We start from the raw sequence: 20,715 nt of genomic DNA on the forward strand, positions 1-20,715 counted from the left end.
ACGCAGCGAAGGCGGCCATGACCCATGCTAAGCCGTCCCGGGAAAAGTGAGGTGGCACCATGAGTAATATTTCTCCCAAGTACGCAGCAATTATCCAATCTGATTTCTATCGATTGACGTTAGATGATTATTCGCCTAGCGGACTCGTTGGCACTTCTCCTGGTGCATGGCAGTACGCCGTTGACGTTATATATAGATGCTTGAAAGTTGGTTATTGGAATCTTTGGAGTGAGGGGTGGATGAAAGCACGCCAATTGCGGAATTACGAAGATTTTTGCAGCAAACTGGCCCAATTCAATCCACATAAGCTTTCGAACGAAGGGGCGATATATTGGCTATCACCTCTAATTTACTCCTCCGATTTGGGCGAGCAATTGGTTAAAAAATATGATTTGGCTACGTTAGAAAGCTATGAGGCAGGGAAAGAATATTCTGTTTGCAAACCATTTATCGATGAAATCGAGAAAACTTTTGCTGAAAACAATATTCCTTGGGGTAAGAAACTTTTTCCGGTGCAGGCGTAGGGATGCGGGCAGGAAGCACTTTTGCGGCGGGGGCACATAATATTAAGAAAAGACCTCCTGGAGAGTGGTTTTGATGCATTTAATGAAAACGAACTTAACTGCCTTTGGGTGCTTACGCTAAGATTTGGGATAACAGATAAAGGAAAGTGAGATGCAAATCTGTGATGCTCTGGTTATTGCTGAAAAATATATAGAAAATAATATGGGGCCATGTGACGGTGATCGCTATGTTGTTATAAAGGACGCAATGGTCTCTGCGAAAGATGGTTGGTATTTTCCATATCAATCGAAGAGATATTTGGATACGGGTGTTATGGATTTCTCTCTTGTCGGTAATCGGCCCATATTCGTCGCGCTCGACGGTAGTTGCAATGGAGGGAAGATTCCTACTGAATGAATGAAACCAGGGAGTGCGATTGCGCCATACGGAACCTAGTTGGGTTGGCAACTTCCATCGATCCAATTTTTGATCCTGTCTTGAGCGCGTGGTTGGGGGCATATTTTTATAGAAAGTCCTAAAGAAAGAACTTTAGGAGGGTGGTGGTAATGGATTTTTTTGGCGTGGATTTGACTGATTTGGGGGCTTGTTATATTTCAATATTGTCCCTTGGTCTAACTGTATGAAAGAGATATTTGGCCAGCCCTACGGCACATCGGATGAGCTTTGGGTAGTCAAAGCTTATTTTGAATTTATGTATAAAGATGGGTATTTTTTTGATGCAATGAAAAATATTTCCAAAAAATGGGGTTTTAGCACTGATACAGTGAGCTGCAGCTTTCCCGATAAAAATAGTTTATTCAAAGAAAGCCACTTTGATGGGGTGGAGTTTTCTTTTGGCGCTTACCCAAGCGATGAGGTGGTGGTTGTTAGCGAAAGTGCATGCCTGGAAATCGCGAAGTTGGCATGTATGAGATACGTAGAGTTGCATCCGGATTGCTCGGAAAAAATTAATGCTGTGATTGAGAAATTGGAGCTTGGCTTAAGTGGGTGAAATAAAGTTCGGTCAAGATTGGATGCTAGGAAAAATAATAATTATCAGGTTGTGCTGAGCTGGTATTCCTCGGCGAGTCCGGGGATACGTTCGAATTCCCGGGTATTACCCGTCGCAAGCATCAGCCCGAGCGTGCAGGTGTGCCCTACTATCCACAGATCGTTTGCGCCAATCCGCTCGCCAGCGGCTTCCAGTTCGGCGCGCAGGTTGCCGTACTTAATGTCGACGGGCACATCCAGGGGCAGTACAGGGAGCGCGCCCCAGCAGGTTTTCGACTTGCCCTTGCAGCTTCGCGGCCCCCTTCTTGGCGCACCCGTAGCGCAGTTCCGCCGCGACGACGGCACTGGTGAAGATCACCTTTGGGCCTACTCGATGTGGCGGGCCGCCGGGCCGTTGGGATCACGCAGCAGCGCACTGATTGTCGGTGTCCAGCCGATAACTGTTCACAGGACGTCTTCCGACTTGAGCGGCGCGTCGGCGACGTCTGGAAATTGGTCTTCCGCGCCAAGCGGTTCGTCCTGTCGCCATTTGGCCGATAATTCCGCGATGTCGCGTGGCCCGATTACCAGTTCAATAAAGAGGGATTGGTCTGGCATGGTGGTCGTCTATCGTCGGCCACAAACGCTGCAACCGACTTTTGCAGTCGATTGAAGGTAGCACCAGGGTTGCTCATCCCACATAGCCACCGGTCTGATTTGCCGCGGCTGTAGATCAGACCCCCCTGCACAAACGCCAGCCTATATGGATCGCCCGACTGTGGTTTTATCCTTCGGGTTATCAACCTGGAATTCATCGCCCTTCCCCCGAGCCGCAGGGCCCATCCCATGTCAACCCGCGACCACCTCAAAACCTGGGCCCGGCGCATCAAGCGCGATGGCCTGACCCTCTGGTTCGCCGGCAAGCACCCCCGCACGCCCTGGCACGCCAAGGCGCTGGGCGTGTTCGTGGTGGCCTACGCGCTGAGTCCGATCGACCTGATTCCCGATTTCATCCCGGTGCTGGGTTATCTGGATGACGTGCTGTTGCTGCCGGGCCTGATCTGGCTGGCCATCAAGCTGTTGCCGCCAGATGTGCTGCGGGAGTGCCGCAACCAGGCGGACGCGTGGATCCAGGCCAAGCGCGAAAAGCCGCGCAGCCGGGTGGGCGCGGTTGTGATCGTGGTGCTGTGGATGGCGGTGGTGCTGGCAGTCGGCTACTGGCTATGGCGCTGACGCGGCACGCGCTTCAATCTTCCAGAAATCCCAGCGTGCGCAACTCCGCGATCGCGCCCAGTTCCTCGTCACGCCGCTTCTTCGGCGCACCCATTGATGCGGCCAGCAGCATGGCCGGCCTGTCGGATCCGTCGAAGCCGCGCAGCACGCTGTCGGCAACGGGAAAGGCCTTGGCGAAGCTCGCATCCAACACCTGCTGCCCACGATAGCGCCCGCGCTTGTCCAGGATCACCTGCGTTTGCGGATCGCGCCGGATCAGGTGCAGCGGCACGCCTTCGCAGCGCAGCCCTAGCAGCCTGGCTTCGCTGATGTCCAGCGCCCAGTCGGTTTCGGCATAGAACGCGGCGCGGGCGGTCTCGAACTGCCGCAGGCGATCCGCGTCCGTGCAGAAGGCTTCGGGCGTCAGGTTCAAGTTGATCTTGCCGATCTTGCCCTTCAACGTGACCCGGCGAAGGAACGCGGCCCACACCAGCAGGATGGGGTTGGTGGACAGGTCTTCGACCACCACGTCCTCGAACACGCACGGCTTGATCTCTGAATTCACGACGCGGCATTGCGACAGCGTTACGTTCCGCACGCGCGACATGCGTTGCGGATACTTGACCATCGACAGGCCGCAATTGTCGAAGGCGCAGTTGTGCAGGTGCAGGTCGTGGAAATGCGCGTTGCCCTTGTCCAGGGCCATGCGGAATTCCTGGCCTTCGATCTTTTGCATGGAGCGTGCGTGTCAGTTGCGGCTGGCGGTGGCCAGGCGCAGCGCCAGCGCCAGGAACACCGATCCCAGCACGTACTGCGGCCAGCGCGACAGGCGTTGGCGGCCGGCCCAGCGCCGGCTGAGCTGGTGCGCGGCCAGGATGACGGCGCCGTTGATGAACAGGCCGATGACGTTGAGGATGGTGGCCAGCACCAGGATCTGCAGGGCCACCGAGCCGTCCTGCGGGCGCACGAACTGCGGGAACAGCGCCAGCACGAACAGGGCCATCTTGGGGTTGAGCAGGTTGGTCAGCAGGCCTTGCAGGAAGACTTCGCGCACGGGCGAGCGGGCCCGGGCGGCATCGGGCATGTGCGACACGGGGCGCGAGCGGAACGCGCGCACGGCCAGGTACAGCAGGTAGAGCGCGCCGGCGAAGCGCACCGCGTCGTAGGCCATGGGCACCGCCACGAATAGCTGCGACAGGCCGAAGGCCGCCAGCAGCGCGTGGCAGTAGGTGCCGGCCTGGATGCCGGCCAGCGAGGCGAAGCCGGCGGCCCTGCCCTGCGCGGCGCTGCGCGAGGCGATCAGCAGCATGTCGGGGCCGGGCGTCATGGCCAGCGCGACGCAGGCGCCGCCAAAGAGGACGAGGGTGGCGGGGTCGAGCATGGAAGGTCCTTCGAGGGATGCGGGCCGGCGAGACGCCGATTATTGAGCCGGCGGGGGCAGGCTGCAACCGGTGTAGAACGTTTGGCAGCTGGCGCCAGCGCCTTTCTCGCAACTTTCCAGGGCGCGCATGCGGGCCAGTTCCTCGCTGGCGGCGGTGGCGGAATTGACCAGCACGCCGCTGCCTTGGGGCGACGGGCCGTAGGCCACGGCCACGCACTGGTCGTGATAGCTGGTGTTGATGACGCAGCGGGCGCCGCCCTTGGTGGCGCATTGACCCAGCGCGTCTTTTTCGGCCTTGGCCTTGCTGGCCCGGTCGGCCGAGATGCCGATCGCGCCGGAGAGCGCGTCATAGGCCACGGCGCCCCAGCGCTGGGCGTCGCGCGAGGCGGGGGTGGACGCGGCGCCCGCGGCGGGCGCGATCTCCACGGGGATCGGCACGCATTGCTGGCCGGGCGTGCCGACGCTGGGCGCGTAGCCGTCGGGGCAGCCTTGTTCGGCTTGCGCCAGGGCGGCGTGCGAGAAATTCAGGGCGACGAGGAAGGAGGCAGTGATCAGGGTACGCATGGGTCAACTCATTCTTTGTGGTGCAGCCCGGGCCCGGCGGCGGTGGCCAGCAAGGACAGGGCATCGTCCAGGGAAAGCACCGTGGTGCGCGATTCGAAGGCGGTCGCGAACAGGTGGTCGTGCACGACCGGGTCGGGGTCGTAGCAACAGTCCTTGACGGTCAGCAGGCGGTAGTCGGCGTCGCTGGCGTGGGCGATGGACGACAGCATGACGCCGGTGGACGCGACGCCCACCATGATCAGGGTGTCGATGCCCTGGGCAGACAGCCGGGGTTGCAGGTCGGTGCCGAAGAACACGCTGGCGCGGTGGGCCAGGATGATGGGTTCGTCGTCGCGCCGGCCGAGTTCGGGCGAGACGCGGTCATGCACGAAGCGGCCCAACTGGCGGATGCCCTGCCCGTTCTTGTTGAGCGGGCTGACTTCCGGGTAGCCGGGACTGAAATGGATCTTGGCGAAGTAGACGCTCACACCGGCGCGGCGGGCGGCATCGCATAGCTGCCGCGTGTTGGCCAGCAGCGTGGGGGCGACCGACGGGAACAGGTCCATGATGTCGGTCTGGTAGTGCATGACCAGCAGGGCGCTGCGCGCCGGGATGATGGCCAGGGGCTGGGAGGTCATGGTTCGCTCCGCGAAGAGGGTCTGCATGACCTGTCAGTGTAGCGGCAGTCGCGGGAGGGGTTGGGCTGGCGGCGGCGCGGGCCGGGGGGCCGGCGCGCCTGCCGCGTCATCGTTTACTTCTCGGTGTACTTCTTGCCGGCTTCGTCGTAGACGTAGCTGACCGCGTCGGCGGGGCCCAGTTTGCGGGTCTTGCCCGGGCCGGAGATTTCGGTGCCGCTGGGGGTGACGGTCAGGCGCGGCATGTCGCTGCCGTTCTGCGCGGTGAAGGTCAGCTTGCCGGTCTTGGCGACGCAGGGCATGACGTCGCCGTCGGCGCAGGCGGCGCTGTTGTCGTCGCCGGTGAGAATGCTGCCCAGGTAGGTCCAGACCTTGTCCTTGAGCTCGTCGCGCGGGCCGGGGTTGAAGACGAACAGGGCGTAGCCTTCGAAGCTGGTGCCGTTGTCAAAGCCCTGGGTCGGCACGGCCAGCAGCAGCTTGCCTTCCGGGGTGCGGTAGTCGAGCGGCTTGCGGCCGGGGTCCACGGCTTCGGCCCGTTCGTAGGCGCCGAACATGCCGATGGTGTGCTCCATGCCGCGGAACTTCCAGGGGCGTTCGGCGCTGGAGCCGGTCAGGGTGAAGGTGGCTTCGGCCAGGTTGACCTGGGTTTCGGGGCCGGCTTCGTCTTCGCCGGGCTTGCCGTATTTTTCGCGGGTGTCCCAGGTGAAGCCGGTGAAGTATTGCGTGCCGTTCAGTTCGAAGGCGTGGCCGAACCAGTAGGTGGCGACGCTGCCGTTGGCCACTTCGTACGAGTCGGCGCCCTTGCCGTCGATCTGGTAGATGGCGTACATCACCGTGGGGGCATCGGGCGGGGTGACGGCGGTGGCCTGGGCGGCGGCGGGCTTGGGGGCGGCCGGCTCGGCGGCGCTGGCCGCCTGGGCGCCCAGGCTGGCGAACGCGGCCAGCGTGGCGGCAAACAGGCCGGCGAGCGTGGCGCGCAGCAGCGGGCGGGGGGACGGGCGGACGTTCAGACGCGTTTTCATGTCGGACTTGTTCTCATCGGTCTTCGGTAAGCGCACGTGGCGCATGATGCGGCGCCATCTTAGTGGCGGGCCGGGGCTGGCGTCGGACAGCAATTTGCCAATTGTGTCCGACTGCAAGGCCTGCGCGCAGGCGCGTCGATGGCGCGGGCGGAAAAGCAACAGTGGGCGCATCCGGCAAGACGGCCGTCCGGCATTCCCGCCGAGGATGGCGAATCGCCCTTGCGCGTTGCGCAGGCCTGCCCGCCCTACCTGTCCGTCTGGTCCGCCACCACCCGCGCCACCGCTTCCAATGCGCGCCGCAAGGCGTCCAGGTCCACCGAGCCCAGCGCCAGCCGGATCGCGTGCGGCACGTGCGCGACGGCGAAGGGATGAGCCGTGGAGACAGCGATGCGTTCGCGCATCAGCGCCATGGCGATGGCATCGGCGCGCACTTCCGGCGCCAGCGGCAGCCAGACGAAGTATGACGAGGGATGGGCGACCGGATGCAGCGGCCCCAGGATCTGCGCGGCGATGCGTTGGCGCTGCGCGGCATCGCGGGGTATCTCATGTCGCCGTCCTAGAATGGCGCTTTATGCGGCGACGCCCGCCGCACTTTCGCCAGCGCGCCGCGCCCCAGGAGGATTTGCCGTCATGGACTTCACCCCGTTGCCTTCGGACCAGGACGCCCTGCGCCGTTCGCTCGACGCCACCGATCTGCCAGCCAGCGTGATCTCCCGACTGCTGGAACAGGCGCGTCCCGCGCTGGTGCTGGCGACCACCGCCCGCGAGGAGGACGCGATCCCCCTGGGCGCCAGCAAGATCGGCGGGCGCCCGGACCTGCCGCGTGGCATGGCCTGGCCGACGCGGCCGGCCTATCCGGACGCGAACGAGCGCGCCGCCGGCCATCGCAAGGAGGCCGAGCGCCTGCTGGCGGACTCGAAGAAAAAAGGATCGTGGATGACGCCGGCGCAGGGCGAGCGTTTCAGCGCGGATGCCCGCGCCCGGGCGGATGCGGTGGAAACGGCGTTTCCGCTGACGTTCCTTGGGCAGTTCGATCTGGCCGCGTTGTCGCGGGAAGCGGGATTCGACGCCGCGCTGCCGCGCGAGGGCCGCCTGCTGGTGTTCTACGATTTTCTGGAACAGGCCGAGAGCTTCACGCCGGCGGCTTCGGTGGGTTGGCGCGTGCTGTGGGACACCACGCCCGCGGCGGCGCTGGAACGGGCGCCGGTGCCGCATGCGCTGGCCTCGCTGTCGGACGACGAATGGACCTGCGTGTTCCGCGCGGCGCCGGTCTCGGCCCGCACGGTGCTGACGCCGATCGGTGTCGATGACGCGGGCTGGGATGCGTTTGCCCTGGAGGACGATGAGGCCTACGAAAGCTACCAGGATTGGCGGTCGCGGTTCGGCACGCCGGACATGGATGGCCGCGACAACCATCAGCTCGGCGGCTATCCACAGTCGTTGCAGAATGGCATGCAGGCCACTTGCCAGCTGGTGTCGCACGGCCTGGATTGCGGCGGCAGCGCGGTCTGGCGCAGCGAGGCCGCGCAGGCCCTGTTGCCGGGGGCGCGGGACTGGCGCCTGGTGTTGCAGATCGGCGCCGACCCGCACGCCGGCATTCCGCAGCCGGGCGCCTATTACGTGCTGATGCGCGAGCAGGATATCGCGGCGCGCCGGTTCGACCTGGCGCGTGTCACGTATCAATGCGACTAGCCGCCCGGACGCGCGCGTCGTGGCCCTTGCCGGGTCAGGCCGGTTCGGTTTCCGGATGCAGCGAACGTAGCCTGCGCAGTTCCGGGAACCAGTGCATCCACAGCCCCGCCACCGCGATGGTGCCCAGGCCGCCGACCACCACCGCCGGCACCGCGCCCAACAGCGCCGCCATCACGCCGGACTCGAATTCGCCCAACTGGTTCGAGGCGCCGATGAACAGCGTGTTGACCGCGCTGACGCGGCCCAGCATGTGGTCGGGCGTGTTCAGCTGCACCAGCGACGAGCGCACCACCACGCTGATGGCGTCGGCCGCGCCCAGCACCACCAGCGCGCCCACCGAGATCGGGATCGAGGTCGACAGGCCGAACACGGTGGTGGCCAGGCCGAACAGGATCAGCGCGCCGAACAGCAGGCGGCCGACGTGCTCGCCCAGGCTCAGCCGCGCCAGCGTCAGCGACATCAGCATGGCGCCACAGGCCGGCGCGGCGCGCAGTGCGCCCAGCGCCCACGGACCGGCGTTGAGAATGTCCTTGGCGAAGATCGGCAATAGCGCCGTGGCGCCGCCCAGCAGCACCGCGAACAGGTCCAGCGACAGCGTGCCCAGCAGGATGCGGCGCTGGAAGATGAAGGTGATGCCCGCGAACAGCGTGCGCCAGGTGGTGGGCTCCCTGCGCGGCGGGGCGCGGTCGATCGACATGCTGGCGATGCACGCGAAGCCGCACAGGTACAGCGCGGCCGCCACGCAGTAGATCCACCCTGCTCCCAGGCCATAGCCGATGCCGCCCAGCGCCGGGCCGGCGATCTGCGCGATCTGGCCGCCGGAGGACGACAGCGCGGTGGCGCGCGGCAGCCACTCGCGCGGCACGATGGCCGGAATCAGCGTGGTCAGCGTGGGCGCCTCGAAGGCGCGCGCCGAGCTCATGATGATGAGGGTGGCGTAGATCAGCGTCTTGCCGCCGACGCCGTGCAGCGCCGCCATCGCCAGCAGCAGCGTGGCCAGGGTCTCGACCGCCATGCAGATGGCGACGATCTTGCGGCGGTCGTAGCGGTCGGCCACGTGGCCCACCACCAGCGTCAGCGCCGCCATCGGCAGGAACTGCGCCAGCCCGATCAGGCCCAGGTCGAGCGCGCTGCCCGACAGCGCGTAGATCTGCCAGCCCACCGCCACCGAGACGATCTGGAAGGCCAGCGACGCGCCGATGCGCGCGAACAGGAAGTGCAGGAAGGCGGGTCGGTAAAGCGGACTGGGGGAGTCGGGGGCGGGCATCGGGGCGGAACGCGCGGCAGGCGCGCGGACGGCGCCGGAATGCGCATTCTATAAACAGCCGGCTGACGCCAAACTAAAGCGCCAGCCGGCCGTGGGGTCTTGCGCGTCGCGGGGGCGGGGCCGCTTCAGGCGCCGATCGACACCAGTTCCGCGCCTTCCGTGACCTGGTCGCCCACCGCGTAGAACAGTTCCTCGACCTTGCCGTCGGCCGGCGCGGAGATGGTGTGCTCCATCTTCATGGCTTCCATCACCAGCAGCGGCTGGCCCTTGGCGACGCTGTCGCCGGCCTTGACGGCGATGGAGATGATCTTGCCCGGCATGGGGGCGGTCAGGCCGCCGCCGTGGTCGCCCTGGGTGTCCTGGGCGTGCGCCAGCGGGTCGTACAGGTCCAGCACGCGCGCGCCGCCGTCGCCGAAGACGTGGGCCTTGTCGGCGTGCAGCACCACCGTGCCGGCGCGTTCGCGGCCGTCCAGGGTGATGCGCAGCACGCGGGCCGGGCCGTTGTGGTCCTCGGCGCGCCAGGCGAAGGGCCGGGCGCCGTCGCCGCTGTCCAGCGTCCAGTCGGCGCCCTGGCGCGCGACGGTGACGTGACGGGTCTCCCCATTGTCGATCCATTGCAGGGTGCGCTGGTAGCGCCCGCCCAGGCGCCAGCCGTCGCGCGTGTCCCACGGATCGGCCGGGGCGGCGGCATGCGGCGCCGATTGCGCCTGGCCCTGGCGGGCCAGCACGGCGGCCGTGGCCAGCGCCAGCGTGGCGGCGTCGGCCGGCGTCGGCTCGGGCAGCAGCGTGGCGCGCTGGCGCTCGATCAGGCCGGTGTCGAGGTCGGCGGCGGCGAAGGCGCTGTCGCGCATCAGGCGCGACAGGAAGGCGACATTGGTCTGCACCCCCACCGCCTGGGTCTGCGCCAGCGCCTGCAGCATGCGGGCGCGGGCCTGGTCGCGGTCCGCGCCGTGCACGATCAGCTTGGCGATCATGGGGTCGTAGAACGGCGTGATGGTGTCGCCGGTGCGCACCCCGCCATCGACGCGGATGTCGCCGTTGGCGAAGGCGACGTGGGCCGGCAGGCCCAGGTAGGCCAGCGTGCCAATCGACGGCAGGAAGCCTTTCTCGGGGTTCTCGGCGTAGATGCGGGCCTCGATGGCGTGGCCGTGGATGCGCAGGTCTTCCTGGCGCGCCGGCAGCGGCTGGCCGGCGGCCACGCGCAGCTGCCATTCGACCAGGTCGTGGCCGGTGATCATCTCGGTGACGGGGTGCTCGACCTGCAGGCGCGTGTTCATTTCCATGAAGTAGAAGCGGCCGTCGGGCTCGGCGATGAATTCCACCGTGCCGGCGCCCACGTAGCCCACCGCGCGCGCGGCGGCCACGGCGGCCTCGCCCATGGCGCGGCGGCGTTCCTCGGTCATGCCGGGCGCGGGCGCTTCCTCGATCACCTTCTGGTGGCGGCGCTGCACCGAGCAGTCGCGCTCGAACAGGTAGACGCAGTTGCCGTGGGTGTCGGCGAACACCTGGATCTCGATGTGGCGCGGCTTCTGCAGGTAGCGTTCGATCAGCACGCGGTCGTCGCCGAAGCTGGAGGCGGCCTCGCGCTGGCACGAGGCCAGCGCATCGAGGAACGCGCCGGACGATTCGACCACGCGCATGCCCTTGCCGCCGCCGCCGGCGCTGGCCTTGATCAGCACCGGGTAGCCGATGGCGTCGGCCTGCTCCTTGAGGAATTGCGGGTCCTGGTTGTCGCCGTGGTAGCCGGGCACCAGCGGCACGCCGGCTTTTTCCATCAGCGACTTGGCGGCGGACTTGCTACCCATGGCGGCGATGGCCGAGGCCGGCGGGCCGACGAAGGCGATGCCGGCCTGTTCGGCGGCTTCGGCGAAGGCTTCGTTTTCCGACAGGAAGCCGTAGCCGGGGTGGATGGCTTGGGCGCCGGTATCGCGCGCGGCTTGCAGGATGGCGTCGGCGCGCAGGTAGCTGGCGCGCGGTTCGGGGCCGCCGATGTGCACCGCGACGTCGCAGGCGGCGACGTGGCGGGCGTTGGCGTCGGCGTCGGAATAGACGGCGACGGTGCGGATGCCCAGGCGGCGGGCGGTGGCGGCGACGCGGCAGGCGATTTCGCCGCGGTTGGCAATCAGCAGGGTATCGAACATGGCGTTATCCAGACTGGAATCATTCGTTGACTACGTGCAGCGGCGAGCGCGTTGCATCCAAAACCCTCACACGTCGCATCACGCCGACCTTATCGGGGACACCGCGGATCCGGCTTCGCCGGTCCGCCGGTGTCGCCCCCTTGAGGGGGCGCGCGCAGCGCGTAGGGGGTGGGCTTTCTTCTACATCCGGAAGACGCCGAAGCGCGTGTCTTCGATCGGCGCGTTCAGCGCCGCCGACAGCGCCAGCCCCAGCACGCGGCGCGTGTCGGCCGGCGCGATGATGCCGTCGTCCCACAGCCGCGCGGTGGCGTAGTACGGATGGCCCTCGCGTTCGTACTGCTCGCGGATCGGCGCCTTGAAGGCGTCTTCCTCGGCCGCCGACCACTGGCCGCCGCGCGCCTCGATGCCGTCGCGCTTGACCGTGGCCAGCACGCTGGCGGCCTGCTCGCCGCCCATCACCGAGATGCGCGCGTTGGGCCACATGAACAAGAGGCGCGGCGAGTAGGCGCGGCCGCACATGCCGTAGTTGCCGGCGCCGAACGAGCCGCCGATCAGCACGGTGAACTTGGGCACGTTGGCGGTGGCCACCGCCGTCACCATCTTGGCGCCGTGGCGCGCGATGCCTTCGTTTTCGTACTTGCGGCCGACCATGAAGCCGGTGATGTTCTGCAGGAACACCAGCGGGATCTTGCGCTGCGCGCACAGCTCGATGAAGTGCGCGCCCTTCTGCGCCGATTCCGAGAACAGGATGCCGTTGTTGGCGACGATGCCCACCGGCATGCCGTGGATGTGGGCAAAGCCCGTCACCAGCGTGGGGCCGAAGCGCGCCTTGAATTCGTCGAACTCGGAACCGTCGACGATGCGCGCGATGACCTCGCGCACGTCATACGGCTTGCGCGTGTCGGCGGGGATGATGCCGTTCAGCTCGGCCGGGTCGTAGCGCGGCTCGCGCACCGGCACGGTGGCCAGCGGCGCCGGCTTCTTGCGGTTCAGGCGCGCCACGGCGCCGCGCGCCAGCTGCAGCGCGTGCATGTCGTTGGCGGCCAGGTGGTCGGCCACGCCCGACAGGCGCGTGTGCACGTCGCCGCCGCCCAGGTCCTCGGCGCTGACTTCCTCGCCGGTGGCGGCCTTCACCAGCGGCGGGCCGCCCAGGAAGATGGTGCCCTGGTTCTTGACGATGATGGACTCGTCGCTCATGGCGGGCACGTAGGCGCCGCCGGCGGTGCACGAGCCCATCACCACCGCGATCTGCGCGATGCCCTGCGCCGACATCTGCGCCTGGTTGTAGAAGATGCGGCCGAAGTGTTCGCGGTCGGGAAAGACCTCGTCCTGCTGCGGCAGGTTGGCGCCGCCGGAATCGACCAGGTAGACGCACGGCAGCCGGTTCTGCGCGGCGATCTCCTGCGCGCGCAGGTGCTTCTTGACCGTCATCGGGTAGTAGGTGCCGCCCTTGACGGTGGCGTCGTTGCAGACGATCACGCATTCGGTGCCGGCGATGCGGCCGATGCCGGTGATGACGCCCGCGCCCGGCGCGTCGCCGTCGTACATGCCGTGCGCCGCCATCGGCGACAGTTCCAGGAACGGCGACCCCGGATCAATCAGTTGCTCGACGCGGTCGCGCGGCAGCAGCTTGCCGCGCGCCACGTGCTTGGCGCGCGACGATTCGCTGCCGCCCAGCGCGGTTCGCGCCAGTTGCCGGCTCAGGTCGTCCAGCTGCGCCTGCATGGCGCGCGCGTTGTCGGTGTAGTCCTGCGACCGCGGATTGATGCGGGATTCGATGATGGGCATGGGGTACCACCCGTCCTGCTGATTGGGATGTTGAAGGCGCTCGGAGGGCCGGCAGGCGCTTCCTAGCGGTTTGTCTCGCTGCCCGCTGAACCGGGCATTCTTGTCATGGATTAACTCAGCTGCATTTCGTTGCGCCTCTCCCGCACGGCCCGCGACCGACCCGTCGCGGACTTCGCCTTGCGGAAAAGGCGCAGCGAAATGATGCCCCTCGGTGTACCCGCCACGCGGGCTTGCGGCCTCCCGAGGCGGCGCTTTTCCCCAGGGACATCCAGGGAAAAAGCGCGCCTCGGGAGAAATACCGCCTTAGACCATCTCGATTGCCATCGCCACGGCTTCGCCGCCACCGATGCACAGCGTGGCCACGCCGCGCTTGCCGCCGGTCTTGCGCAGCGCGCCGATCAGCGTGGTCATCAGGCGCGCGCCGGAGGCGCCGATGGGGTGGCCCAGGGCGGTGGCGCCGCCGTGGATGTTGACCTTTTCATGCGGCAGCTTGAAGTCGGTCATGGCGGCCATGGTGACCACGGCGAACGCTTCGTTGATCTCGTACAGGTCCACGTCCTCGGCCTTCCAGCCGGTCTTGGCGAACAGGTTCTTCAAGGCGCCGACCGGGGCGGTGGTGAACCAGTTCGGTTCCTGCGAGTGCTGGCTGTGCGCCACGATGCGGGCCAGCGGCTTGACGCCGAGCTTCTCGGCGGTGGAAGCGCGCATCAGCACCATGGCGGCGGCGCCGTCGGAGATCGACGACGAGTTGGCGGCGGTGACGGTGCCGTCCTTCTTGAACGCCGGCTTGAGCGTCGGAATCTTTTCCGGCATGGCCTTGGTGGGGGCCTCGTCGGTGTCGATCACGGTATCGCCCTTGCGGCCGGCGACCGTGACCGGGGTGATTTCCCACTTGAAGCTGCCGTCTTCGGTGGCGGCGCGGGCGCGGCGCAGCGATTCCAGCGAGAACGCATCCTGCTGCTCGCGCGTGAACGAATACTTGGCGGCGCAATCCTCGGCGAACACGCCCATGGCCTTGCCCTTGTCGTAGGCGTCTTCCAGGCCGTCCAGGGCCATGTGGTCATAGATGGTGCTGTGGCCGTAGCGATAGCCCTGGCGGCCCTTGAGCATCAGGTAGGGGGCGTTGCTCATGCTTTCCTGGCCGCCGGCGACGACGATGTTGGCCGAACCCGCGGCCAGCAGGTCGTGGCCGAACATGGCGGCCTTCAGGCCCGAGCCGCACACCTTGTGGATGGTGGTGCACGCCACGCCCAGCGGCAGGCCCGCGCCCAGGGCGGCCTGGCGCGCCGGAGCCTGGCCCTGGCCGGCCTGCAGCACGTTGCCCATGATGACTTCTTCGATCTGCTCCGGCTTGAGGCCGGCGCGTTCGACGGCCGCCTTGATGGCGACCGAGCCCAGCTCGTGCGCGGCCAGGCCGGACAGGCTGCCGAGCATGCCGCCCATGGGCGTGCGGGCGACGGAAACGATAACGATGGGATCTGACATGACTAGCTCCTGTGAGGGTCGGGACAGCGTGTTTTATGCGGTGGCGCCAGCGGGTGCCGGACGCAGCCGTCTGTCCGTATCGTAAGGGAAAAATTCTTCGATCCGGCCTTGCGCCACGTGGGCGCGACAGGCCTGCCACCATTCCGGTTCCAGCAGGTTGGCATGGTGGCGCAGGAAGGCGCCGCGCACACGCGCGTCGCCCAGCAGGAAGCGGCCGAATTCCTCCGGAAAGACGTCGTTCGGTCCGACGGCATACCAGGGTTCGGAGGCCATTTCCGCTTCCTCGTTGGGGGCGGGAGGAATCCGTCGGAAATTCATTTCGGTCATGCGCTGGATTTCGTCGTAGTCGTAGAACACGACCCGGCCCAGCCGCGTCACGCCGAAGTTCTTGTAGAGCATGTCGCCGGGGAAGATGTTGGCGGCGGCCAGCTGGCGGATGGCGTCGCCGTATTCGCGCACGGCCGGCTCCAGCAGCGCATCGGGCGCCTGGCTCAGGTACAGGTTCAGCGGCGTCATGCGCCGTTCGATGTAGACGTGGCGGATGACCACCGTGTCCCCGGTTTCTTCGATCAGGCTGGGCACCAGGCGCCGCAGTTCGTCCAGCAGCCGCGGCGCGAAGCGGGCGCGCGGCAGCGCCACCTGCGAGTATTCCCAGGTGTCGGCCATGCGGCCGACGCGATCGTGCAGCTTGACCATCTGGTACTTGCGCCGCACGGTGGCGTGGTCCATGCCGTCTTTGTCGATATGGTCCTTGATCAGCTTGAACACGTAGGGATAGGACGGCAGCGTGAACACGCACATCACCATGCCCTTGATGCCGGGCGCGATGTCGAAGGCGTCGCGCGAATGCGCCAGGTGGTGCAGGAAATCGCGATAGAACAGCGTCTTGCCCTGCTTCTGCAGGCCGATCATGGTGTACAGCTCGGCCTTGGGCTTGCGCGGCAAGAGGCTGGCCAGGAAGTTGACCACCGCGGCGGGCGTCTCCATGTCCACCAGGAAATACGCGCGCGTGAAGCTGAACAGCGTGCTCAGGTCGTCCGCGCCCAGCAGCAGCGCGTCCAGGTTCACCTGTCCGGCCGGGTTGCGCGTCAACGCCACGGCGAAGGGATAGACGGTGCCCTGGTTGATCAGGCGGCCGACGATGTAGGCGCCCTTGTTGCGAAAGAACAGCGAACCCAGCGCATGCACCTGGCAGTCGCTGGCGATGCGACGGCCGACGTGGCGCGGCAACTGCCGGCGCAGCTGGCCGATGGCGGCGCGCGCCAGCAGGCGGGTGTCGCGCGGCAGGTCCTCGAACGGCAGCGCCAGGCCGAAGTCGGCCACCATGCGGATGAGGCTTTTGTGCAGGCCCTCGGTCACCGGGTAGTAGACCCGGTACGACGGCATGCGGCTGTCCAGATAGTCGGTGGCCACGGCCGGGCGCACGAACAGGAAATCGTTGTGGAAATAGTCGCGGTGCAGCAGCCGGCACGACACCGAATTGAAGAACGTCTCGGCGCATTCGGGCTGGCGGTGCTCGCCCAGCAGGCCGACGAATTCCTGCTTGATCTGCTGCCAGTAGGCGGTCTGCGCATCCGTCAGCGCGGCGCCCGCGGCGCCGTTCGCGCCGTTGGGGGCATGGGCGCCGACCGCGCCCTCGGGCCGGCCGCGCAGCACGCCTTCGAGCTGGCTGGCGCATTCGCGCACGCGCATGTCGTAATACTCGATGCGCTCGCGCGACAGGTGCTGGATGCCGTGCCAGTCGCCCGATTCGAACAGCGCCTTGGCGCGCTGCGCGCTGTAGCGGAACAGCGCGTAGTGGCGGTCGAAGCCGGCCAGGATGCGGCGCGCGACGTCCAGCGGCGAAGGGCCCCGGGCGGGCGCCTGCTCGATGTGCTGGACGTCGGACGTGCGGATCATGGCAAACGACTTCCGGGGGGACTCAGGCCGTCTCGGCGAACAGCTCGCGGCCGATCAGCATGCGGCGGATTTCGCTGGTGCCGGCGCCGATTTCGTACAGCTTGGCGTCGCGCCACAGGCGGCCCACCGGGTATTCGTTGATGTAGCCGTTGCCGCCCAGGATCTGCACGCCCTCGCCAGCCATCCAGGTGGCCTTCTCGGCGGTGTACAGGATCAGCGCGGCGCAGTCCTTGCGCACCTGGCGCACGTGCTCGGCGCCCAGGCGGTCGAGGTTCTTGCCGACCTGGTAGCAGAAGGCGCGGCTGGCCTGCAGCGTGGTGTACAGGTCCGCCACCTTGCCCTGGATCAGCTGGAATTCGCCGATGGCCTGGCCGAACTGCTTGCGGTCATGGATGTAGGGCACCACCACGTCCATCACGGCCTGCATGATGCCGACCGGGCCGCCGGACAGCACGGCGCGCTCGTAGTCCAGGCCGCTCATCAGCACCTTGACGCCGCCGTTGACCTGGCCCAGCACGTTTTCCTCGGGGATCTCGCAGTCCTGGAACACCAGTTCGCCGGTGTGGCTGCCGCGCATGCCGAGCTTGTCCAGTTTCTGCGCCACCGAGAAACCCTTGAAGCCCTTTTCCACCAGGAACGCGGTGATGCCGCGCTGGTGCGCCTCGGGGTCGGTCTTGGCGTAGACCACCAGGGTGTCGGCGTCGGGGCCGTTGGTGATCCACATCTTGGAGCCGTTGAGCACGTAGCGGTCGCCCTTCTTATCGGCGCGCAGCTTCATGCTGACCACGTCCGAGCCGGCGCCCGGTTCGCTCATGGCCAGCGCGCCGATGTGTTCGCCGGAAATCAGCTTGGGCAGGTACTTGGCCTTCTGGGCGGGGGTGCCGTTGCGGTTGATCTGGTTGACGCACAGGTTGGAGTGCGCGCCATACGACAGGCCGATCGAGGCGCTGGCGCGGGAGATTTCCTCCATCGCCACCATGTGGGCCAGGTAGCCCATGTTGGCGCCGCCGTATTCCTCGCTGGCCGTCATGCCCAGCACGCCCAGGTCGCCGAACTTGCGCCAGAGGTCCATGGGGAACTGGTCGCTGCGGTCGACTTCGGCGGCGCGCGGCGCGATCTCGGCCTGCGCGAAAGTGCGCACGGCGTCGCGCAGCATGTCCAGGTCTTCGCCCAGGTCGAAGTTCAGGCCAGGAAGGTTCATCGCTGTCTCCGTGATAGTAGGTACTTACATTCTTATGGGCGCCTGCGATCGCGCCGGATCTCGCCGCGTGGCCCCATAATGCGCTGATCGACGCTGGCTACGCAATGATGCAGCGCAAATATTACGTTTACGTAAACGTAAATATGAGTCGGGTTTTCCCTAGGCAAATGTTTGCGTTCCCGGGAAGCGCCCTGGGTACTATTCCCCGGGTCCTTGAAACTTCAAATTTTGTTACGGAGTCAGCGGTGTCCGACCTGGCCAATCTTGACGATATCGTGGCGCTGCGGCGCGACCTGCACGCCCATCCCGAGCTCTGCTACGAAGAGCACCGCACCGCCAAGGTGGTGGCCGACGCCCTGCGCGGCTGGGGCATCGAGACCCACACCGGCATCGCCAGGACCGGCGTGGTCGGCGTCATCAAGCGCGGCGCTTCCGGCCGCGCCATCATGTTGCGCGCCGACATGGACGCCCTGCCGATGCAGGAAGAGAACCAGTTCGAACACCGTTCGCGCCACGACGGCAAGATGCATGGCTGCGGCCACGACGGCCACACCGCCATGCTGCTGGCCGCCGCGCGCCACTTGCAACAGCAAGGCGATTTCGACGGCACGGTCTATTTCTGCTTCCAGCCGGCCGAGGAAGGCGGCGCCGGTGGCCGCGCCATGATCCAGGACGGCCTGTTCGACCGCTTCCCCTGCGAAGCCGTGTTCGGCATGCACAACTGGCCCGGCCTGGAGGCCGGCTCGTTCGGCGTCTGCGCCGGGCCGATGATGGCGTCCGCCAACGGCTTCAAGATCACCGTGCGCGGCAAGGGCGGCCACGCCGCCGCGCCGCACGATTGCGCCGACCCGGTGCCGGCGCTGTTCGCCATCGGCCAGTCGCTGCAGACCATCCTGACCCGCAGCAAGCGCCCGCTGGACGCCGCCGTGCTGTCCATCACCCAGGTGCAGGCCGGCGGCAGCGTCATCAACGTGATCCCGGGCAGCGCCTGGCTGGGCGGCTCGGTGCGCGCCTACAGCACCGACGTGGTCGACCTGATCGAGCGCCGCATGCACGAGATCGCCGGCAGCATTGCCGCCGCCCATGGCTGCGAGGCCGAGGTCTATTTTGAGCGTCGCTATCCGGCGCTGATCAACACGCCCGCCGAGACCGAGTTCTGCATGGAGGTCATGCGCGAGGTGGCCGGCGCCGACCACGCCCGCGTGATCGAGCCGGTGATGGCCTCGGAGGACTTCGCCTTTCTGTTGCAGGCCAAGCCCGGCTGCTACGTGTTCCTGGGCAACGGCGACGGCGACCACCGCATGGCCGGCCACGGCCTGGGCCCGTGCATGCTGCACAACACCAGCTACGACTTCAACGACGCCCTGATCGCGCCGGGCACTAACTACTGGGTGCGGCTGACGCAGCGCTACCTGGCTGGCTGATTCAAGCATTACCTCACGCAGTGCTACGCAACACCACAAGGAAGCTATGAAAAAGAAGATGTTGTTCACGGCCGCGGGGGCGGCCCTGGCGATCATGACGGGCGGCGCCGCGCTGGCGCAGGGCTGGCCCGCCAAGCCCATCACCCTGGTCGTGCCCTACACCGCCGGCGGCAGCGCCGACGCGATCGGGCGCCGCCTGGGCGACGTGCTGCGCAAGGAGACCAACGCCACCGTCATCGTCGAAAACAAGCCCGGCGCGGGCGCCTCGGTCGGCACCGACTTCGTGGCGCGCGCCCAGCCGGACGGCGCCACCCTGCTGCTGGCTTCCACCAGTCCGCTGACCATCTTCCCGCACCTGGCCAAGACCAACTACGACCCGATGAAGGACCTGACGCCGGTGGCCAGCGTGGCCGTGGCGCCCGTGGCCATCGTCGCCACCAAGGCCCTGCCGGTGAAGGACTTCGCCGGCCTGATCGACTACGCCAAGTCGCACCCGGACGGCGTGCGCTACGGCACGCCGGGCCAGGGCACCGTGGCCCACATCGGCATGGCGGCGCTGACCACGCAGACCGGCACCAGGATGCTGCACGTGCCCTACCGCGGCAACAGCCAGGCGCTGACCGACGGCCTCGGCGGCGTGGTCGAACTGCTGGTGGTCAACACCGACGTTGTGCTGCCGCACGTGGCCAGCGGCGCGCTCAAGCCGCTGGCGGTGATGGCGCCCGAGCGCCTGGCCGCCTGGCCCGACGTGCCCACCATGGCCGAACTGAAGCTGCCGCAGGCGCAGTACTACTCGAACTTCGGCATCTTCGCCCCGGCCAACCTGCCGCCGGCGGTGTCGGGTCCGCTGCAGGCCGCGCTGGCCAAGGCCGTGGCCAGCGCCGAGTTCAAGGACCTGCTGACCAAGTCCTACCTGCAGCCGGGCACCGCGTCCGGCGACGCCTTCGCCAAGCAGGTGCAGGCCGAGTTCGCCAACAACGCGCGCATCATCAAGGAAGGCAACATCAAGGCGGAATGACGCCGGCGCCGCGCATCCCGCTCGGGATGCCGCGCAGGCAATGCAAAGCGCGCTCCACGGGGAGCGCGCTTTTTCATTTTCGGAGAGGCGGGCCGGCGTCGCGCCGCGTGAGTCGGACCCGCCAACGCGCGCTGGCCCGTCGTGCGCCCACGCGCCTTCGCGGCAATCGGTCAGGCCGTCTTGGGCCCGAACATGATCACCAGCATCCCCGCCAGGCACAGCCCCACGCCGACATAATCGCTGACGCTGGGCCGCACGCCATCGACCGCCCACAGCCACAGCAGCGCCATGCCGATGTACACCCCGCCATAGGCCGCATACACGCGCCCCGACGCGGTCGGGTGCAGCGTCAGCAGCCAGGCGAACAGGGCCAGGCTGACGGCGGCCGGCGCCAGCAGCCAGATGGAATGACCGCGGCGCAACCACAGGTACGGCAGGTAGCAGCCGATGATCTCGGCCAGCGCGGTCAGGACGAACAGCGCGAAGGTTTGCAGCATCGCCATGGCAGGCGCT

General features: G+C 66.6%; 21 protein-coding genes and 1 pseudogene. 7 read left to right on the forward strand and 15 right to left on the reverse strand.

Annotated elements, in window-relative coordinates:
• Window positions 1–59 precede the first annotated feature (59 nt).
• The 3 genes from AruCF_RS28950 to cdiI all read left to right on the forward strand — a co-directional run bounded on the left by AruCF_RS28950 (window position 60) and on the right by cdiI (window position 1,516).
• Window positions 60–524 (forward strand): hypothetical protein, encoded by a 465-nt coding sequence (locus AruCF_RS28950; RefSeq protein WP_144419063.1) that lies wholly within the window; start codon window positions 60–62, stop codon window positions 522–524.
• Between the two features lie 151 nt (window positions 525–675).
• Window positions 676–921 (forward strand): YrhB domain-containing protein, encoded by a 246-nt coding sequence (locus AruCF_RS00490; RefSeq protein WP_080977286.1) that lies wholly within the window; start codon window positions 676–678, stop codon window positions 919–921.
• A gap of 223 nt (window positions 922–1,144) precedes the next feature.
• Entirely contained in the window at window positions 1,145–1,516 is a 372-nt protein-coding gene (gene cdiI / locus AruCF_RS00495; protein ID WP_080977287.1) for a ribonuclease toxin immunity protein CdiI, read from the forward strand.
• A 44-nt stretch (window positions 1,517–1,560) separates the two neighbouring features.
• Here the strand turns inward: cdiI and AruCF_RS29720 are convergent, their stop codons facing one another.
• Together AruCF_RS29720 and AruCF_RS28955 are read right to left on the reverse strand one after the other, a co-directional pair.
• Window positions 1,561–1,749, reverse strand: a complete 189-nt coding sequence (locus AruCF_RS29720; protein ID WP_235432723.1) for a PIN domain-containing protein — start codon at window positions 1,747–1,749, stop codon at window positions 1,561–1,563.
• A gap of 210 nt (window positions 1,750–1,959) precedes the next feature.
• Window positions 1,960–2,112, reverse strand: a complete 153-nt coding sequence (locus AruCF_RS28955) for a hypothetical protein (RefSeq protein WP_157130025.1) — start codon at window positions 2,110–2,112, stop codon at window positions 1,960–1,962.
• A gap of 228 nt (window positions 2,113–2,340) precedes the next feature.
• Between AruCF_RS28955 and AruCF_RS00505 the strand changes: the two genes are divergently transcribed.
• Window positions 2,341–2,727: a YkvA family protein gene (locus AruCF_RS00505; protein WP_049070439.1), complete on the forward strand. Its 387-nt coding sequence runs from the start codon at window positions 2,341–2,343 to the stop codon at window positions 2,725–2,727.
• Between the two features lie 13 nt (window positions 2,728–2,740).
• Here AruCF_RS00505 and AruCF_RS00510 read toward each other — a convergent pair whose 3' ends face one another.
• From AruCF_RS00510 to AruCF_RS29620, 6 genes and pseudogenes are all read right to left on the reverse strand, one after another.
• A complete protein-coding gene (locus AruCF_RS00510) occupies window positions 2,741–3,442 on the reverse strand; it encodes a hypothetical protein (protein ID WP_049070441.1) in 702 nt (233 codons plus the stop codon).
• A gap of 12 nt (window positions 3,443–3,454) precedes the next feature.
• Window positions 3,455–4,087, reverse strand: a complete 633-nt coding sequence (locus AruCF_RS00515) for a LysE family translocator (protein WP_049070443.1) — start codon at window positions 4,085–4,087, stop codon at window positions 3,455–3,457.
• Between the two features lie 39 nt (window positions 4,088–4,126).
• Window positions 4,127–4,651, reverse strand: coding sequence for a DUF4189 domain-containing protein (locus AruCF_RS00520; protein WP_049070445.1), 525 nt, complete (start codon window positions 4,649–4,651; stop codon window positions 4,127–4,129).
• A gap of 8 nt (window positions 4,652–4,659) precedes the next feature.
• Window positions 4,660–5,268: a cysteine hydrolase family protein gene (locus AruCF_RS00525; RefSeq protein ID WP_049070447.1), complete on the reverse strand. Its 609-nt coding sequence runs from the start codon at window positions 5,266–5,268 to the stop codon at window positions 4,660–4,662.
• A 113-nt stretch (window positions 5,269–5,381) separates the two neighbouring features.
• A complete protein-coding gene (locus AruCF_RS00530) occupies window positions 5,382–6,287 on the reverse strand; it encodes a hypothetical protein (RefSeq protein WP_080977538.1) in 906 nt (301 codons plus the stop codon).
• 245 nt (window positions 6,288–6,532) lie between these two features.
• A pseudogene (locus AruCF_RS29620) lies at window positions 6,533–6,823 on the reverse strand (PLP-dependent aminotransferase family protein); the annotation flags it as partial.
• Window positions 6,824–6,917: 94 nt separating this feature from the next.
• Here AruCF_RS29620 and AruCF_RS00540 point away from each other — a divergent pair.
• Window positions 6,918–7,979, forward strand: a complete 1,062-nt coding sequence (locus tag AruCF_RS00540) for a YwqG family protein (protein WP_049070451.1) — start codon at window positions 6,918–6,920, stop codon at window positions 7,977–7,979.
• Window positions 7,980–8,013: 34 nt separating this feature from the next.
• Here the strand turns inward: AruCF_RS00540 and AruCF_RS00545 are convergent, their stop codons facing one another.
• The 6 genes from AruCF_RS00545 to AruCF_RS00570 all read right to left on the reverse strand — a co-directional run bounded on the left by AruCF_RS00545 (window position 8,014) and on the right by AruCF_RS00570 (window position 17,760).
• Window positions 8,014–9,246, reverse strand: a complete 1,233-nt coding sequence (locus AruCF_RS00545; protein WP_049070453.1) for an MFS transporter — start codon at window positions 9,244–9,246, stop codon at window positions 8,014–8,016.
• Window positions 9,247–9,371: 125 nt separating this feature from the next.
• Window positions 9,372–11,387, reverse strand: a complete 2,016-nt coding sequence (locus AruCF_RS00550; protein ID WP_049070454.1) for an acetyl/propionyl/methylcrotonyl-CoA carboxylase subunit alpha — start codon at window positions 11,385–11,387, stop codon at window positions 9,372–9,374.
• Between the two features lie 180 nt (window positions 11,388–11,567).
• On the reverse strand, window positions 11,568–13,175 hold the full coding sequence (locus tag AruCF_RS00555) for a carboxyl transferase domain-containing protein (protein ID WP_049070455.1): 1,608 nt from the start codon (window positions 13,173–13,175) through the stop codon (window positions 11,568–11,570).
• A gap of 303 nt (window positions 13,176–13,478) precedes the next feature.
• The gene (locus tag AruCF_RS00560; protein WP_049070457.1) at window positions 13,479–14,660 is read right to left on the reverse strand and encodes an acetyl-CoA C-acetyltransferase; all 1,182 of its coding nucleotides are present in this window, start codon (window positions 14,658–14,660) and stop codon (window positions 13,479–13,481) included.
• Between the two features lie 33 nt (window positions 14,661–14,693).
• Complete coding sequence (gene aceK, locus AruCF_RS00565) at window positions 14,694–16,559, reverse strand: bifunctional isocitrate dehydrogenase kinase/phosphatase (RefSeq protein WP_049070458.1); 1,866 nt, start codon at window positions 16,557–16,559, stop codon at window positions 14,694–14,696.
• A 22-nt stretch (window positions 16,560–16,581) separates the two neighbouring features.
• Window positions 16,582–17,760 carry an isovaleryl-CoA dehydrogenase gene (locus AruCF_RS00570; RefSeq protein WP_049070460.1) on the reverse strand — a complete coding sequence of 393 codons (1,179 nt, stop codon included), beginning with the start codon at window positions 17,758–17,760 and terminating at the stop codon, window positions 16,582–16,584.
• A gap of 245 nt (window positions 17,761–18,005) precedes the next feature.
• Between AruCF_RS00570 and AruCF_RS00575 the strand changes: the two genes are divergently transcribed.
• Complete coding sequence (locus tag AruCF_RS00575) at window positions 18,006–19,184, forward strand: M20 aminoacylase family protein (RefSeq protein WP_049070462.1); 1,179 nt, start codon at window positions 18,006–18,008, stop codon at window positions 19,182–19,184.
• 46 nt (window positions 19,185–19,230) lie between these two features.
• The gene (locus tag AruCF_RS00580; RefSeq protein WP_049070464.1) at window positions 19,231–20,202 is read left to right on the forward strand and encodes a Bug family tripartite tricarboxylate transporter substrate binding protein; all 972 of its coding nucleotides are present in this window, start codon (window positions 19,231–19,233) and stop codon (window positions 20,200–20,202) included.
• A gap of 170 nt (window positions 20,203–20,372) precedes the next feature.
• Here the strand turns inward: AruCF_RS00580 and AruCF_RS00585 are convergent, their stop codons facing one another.
• Window positions 20,373–20,705: a YnfA family protein gene (locus AruCF_RS00585; RefSeq protein WP_006386964.1), complete on the reverse strand. Its 333-nt coding sequence runs from the start codon at window positions 20,703–20,705 to the stop codon at window positions 20,373–20,375.
• Between the last annotated feature and the right edge of the window lie 10 nt (window positions 20,706–20,715).

It is taken from the genome of Achromobacter ruhlandii, assembly GCF_002082135.1.
Lineage (GTDB): Bacteria > Pseudomonadota > Gammaproteobacteria > Burkholderiales > Burkholderiaceae_B > Achromobacter > Achromobacter ruhlandii.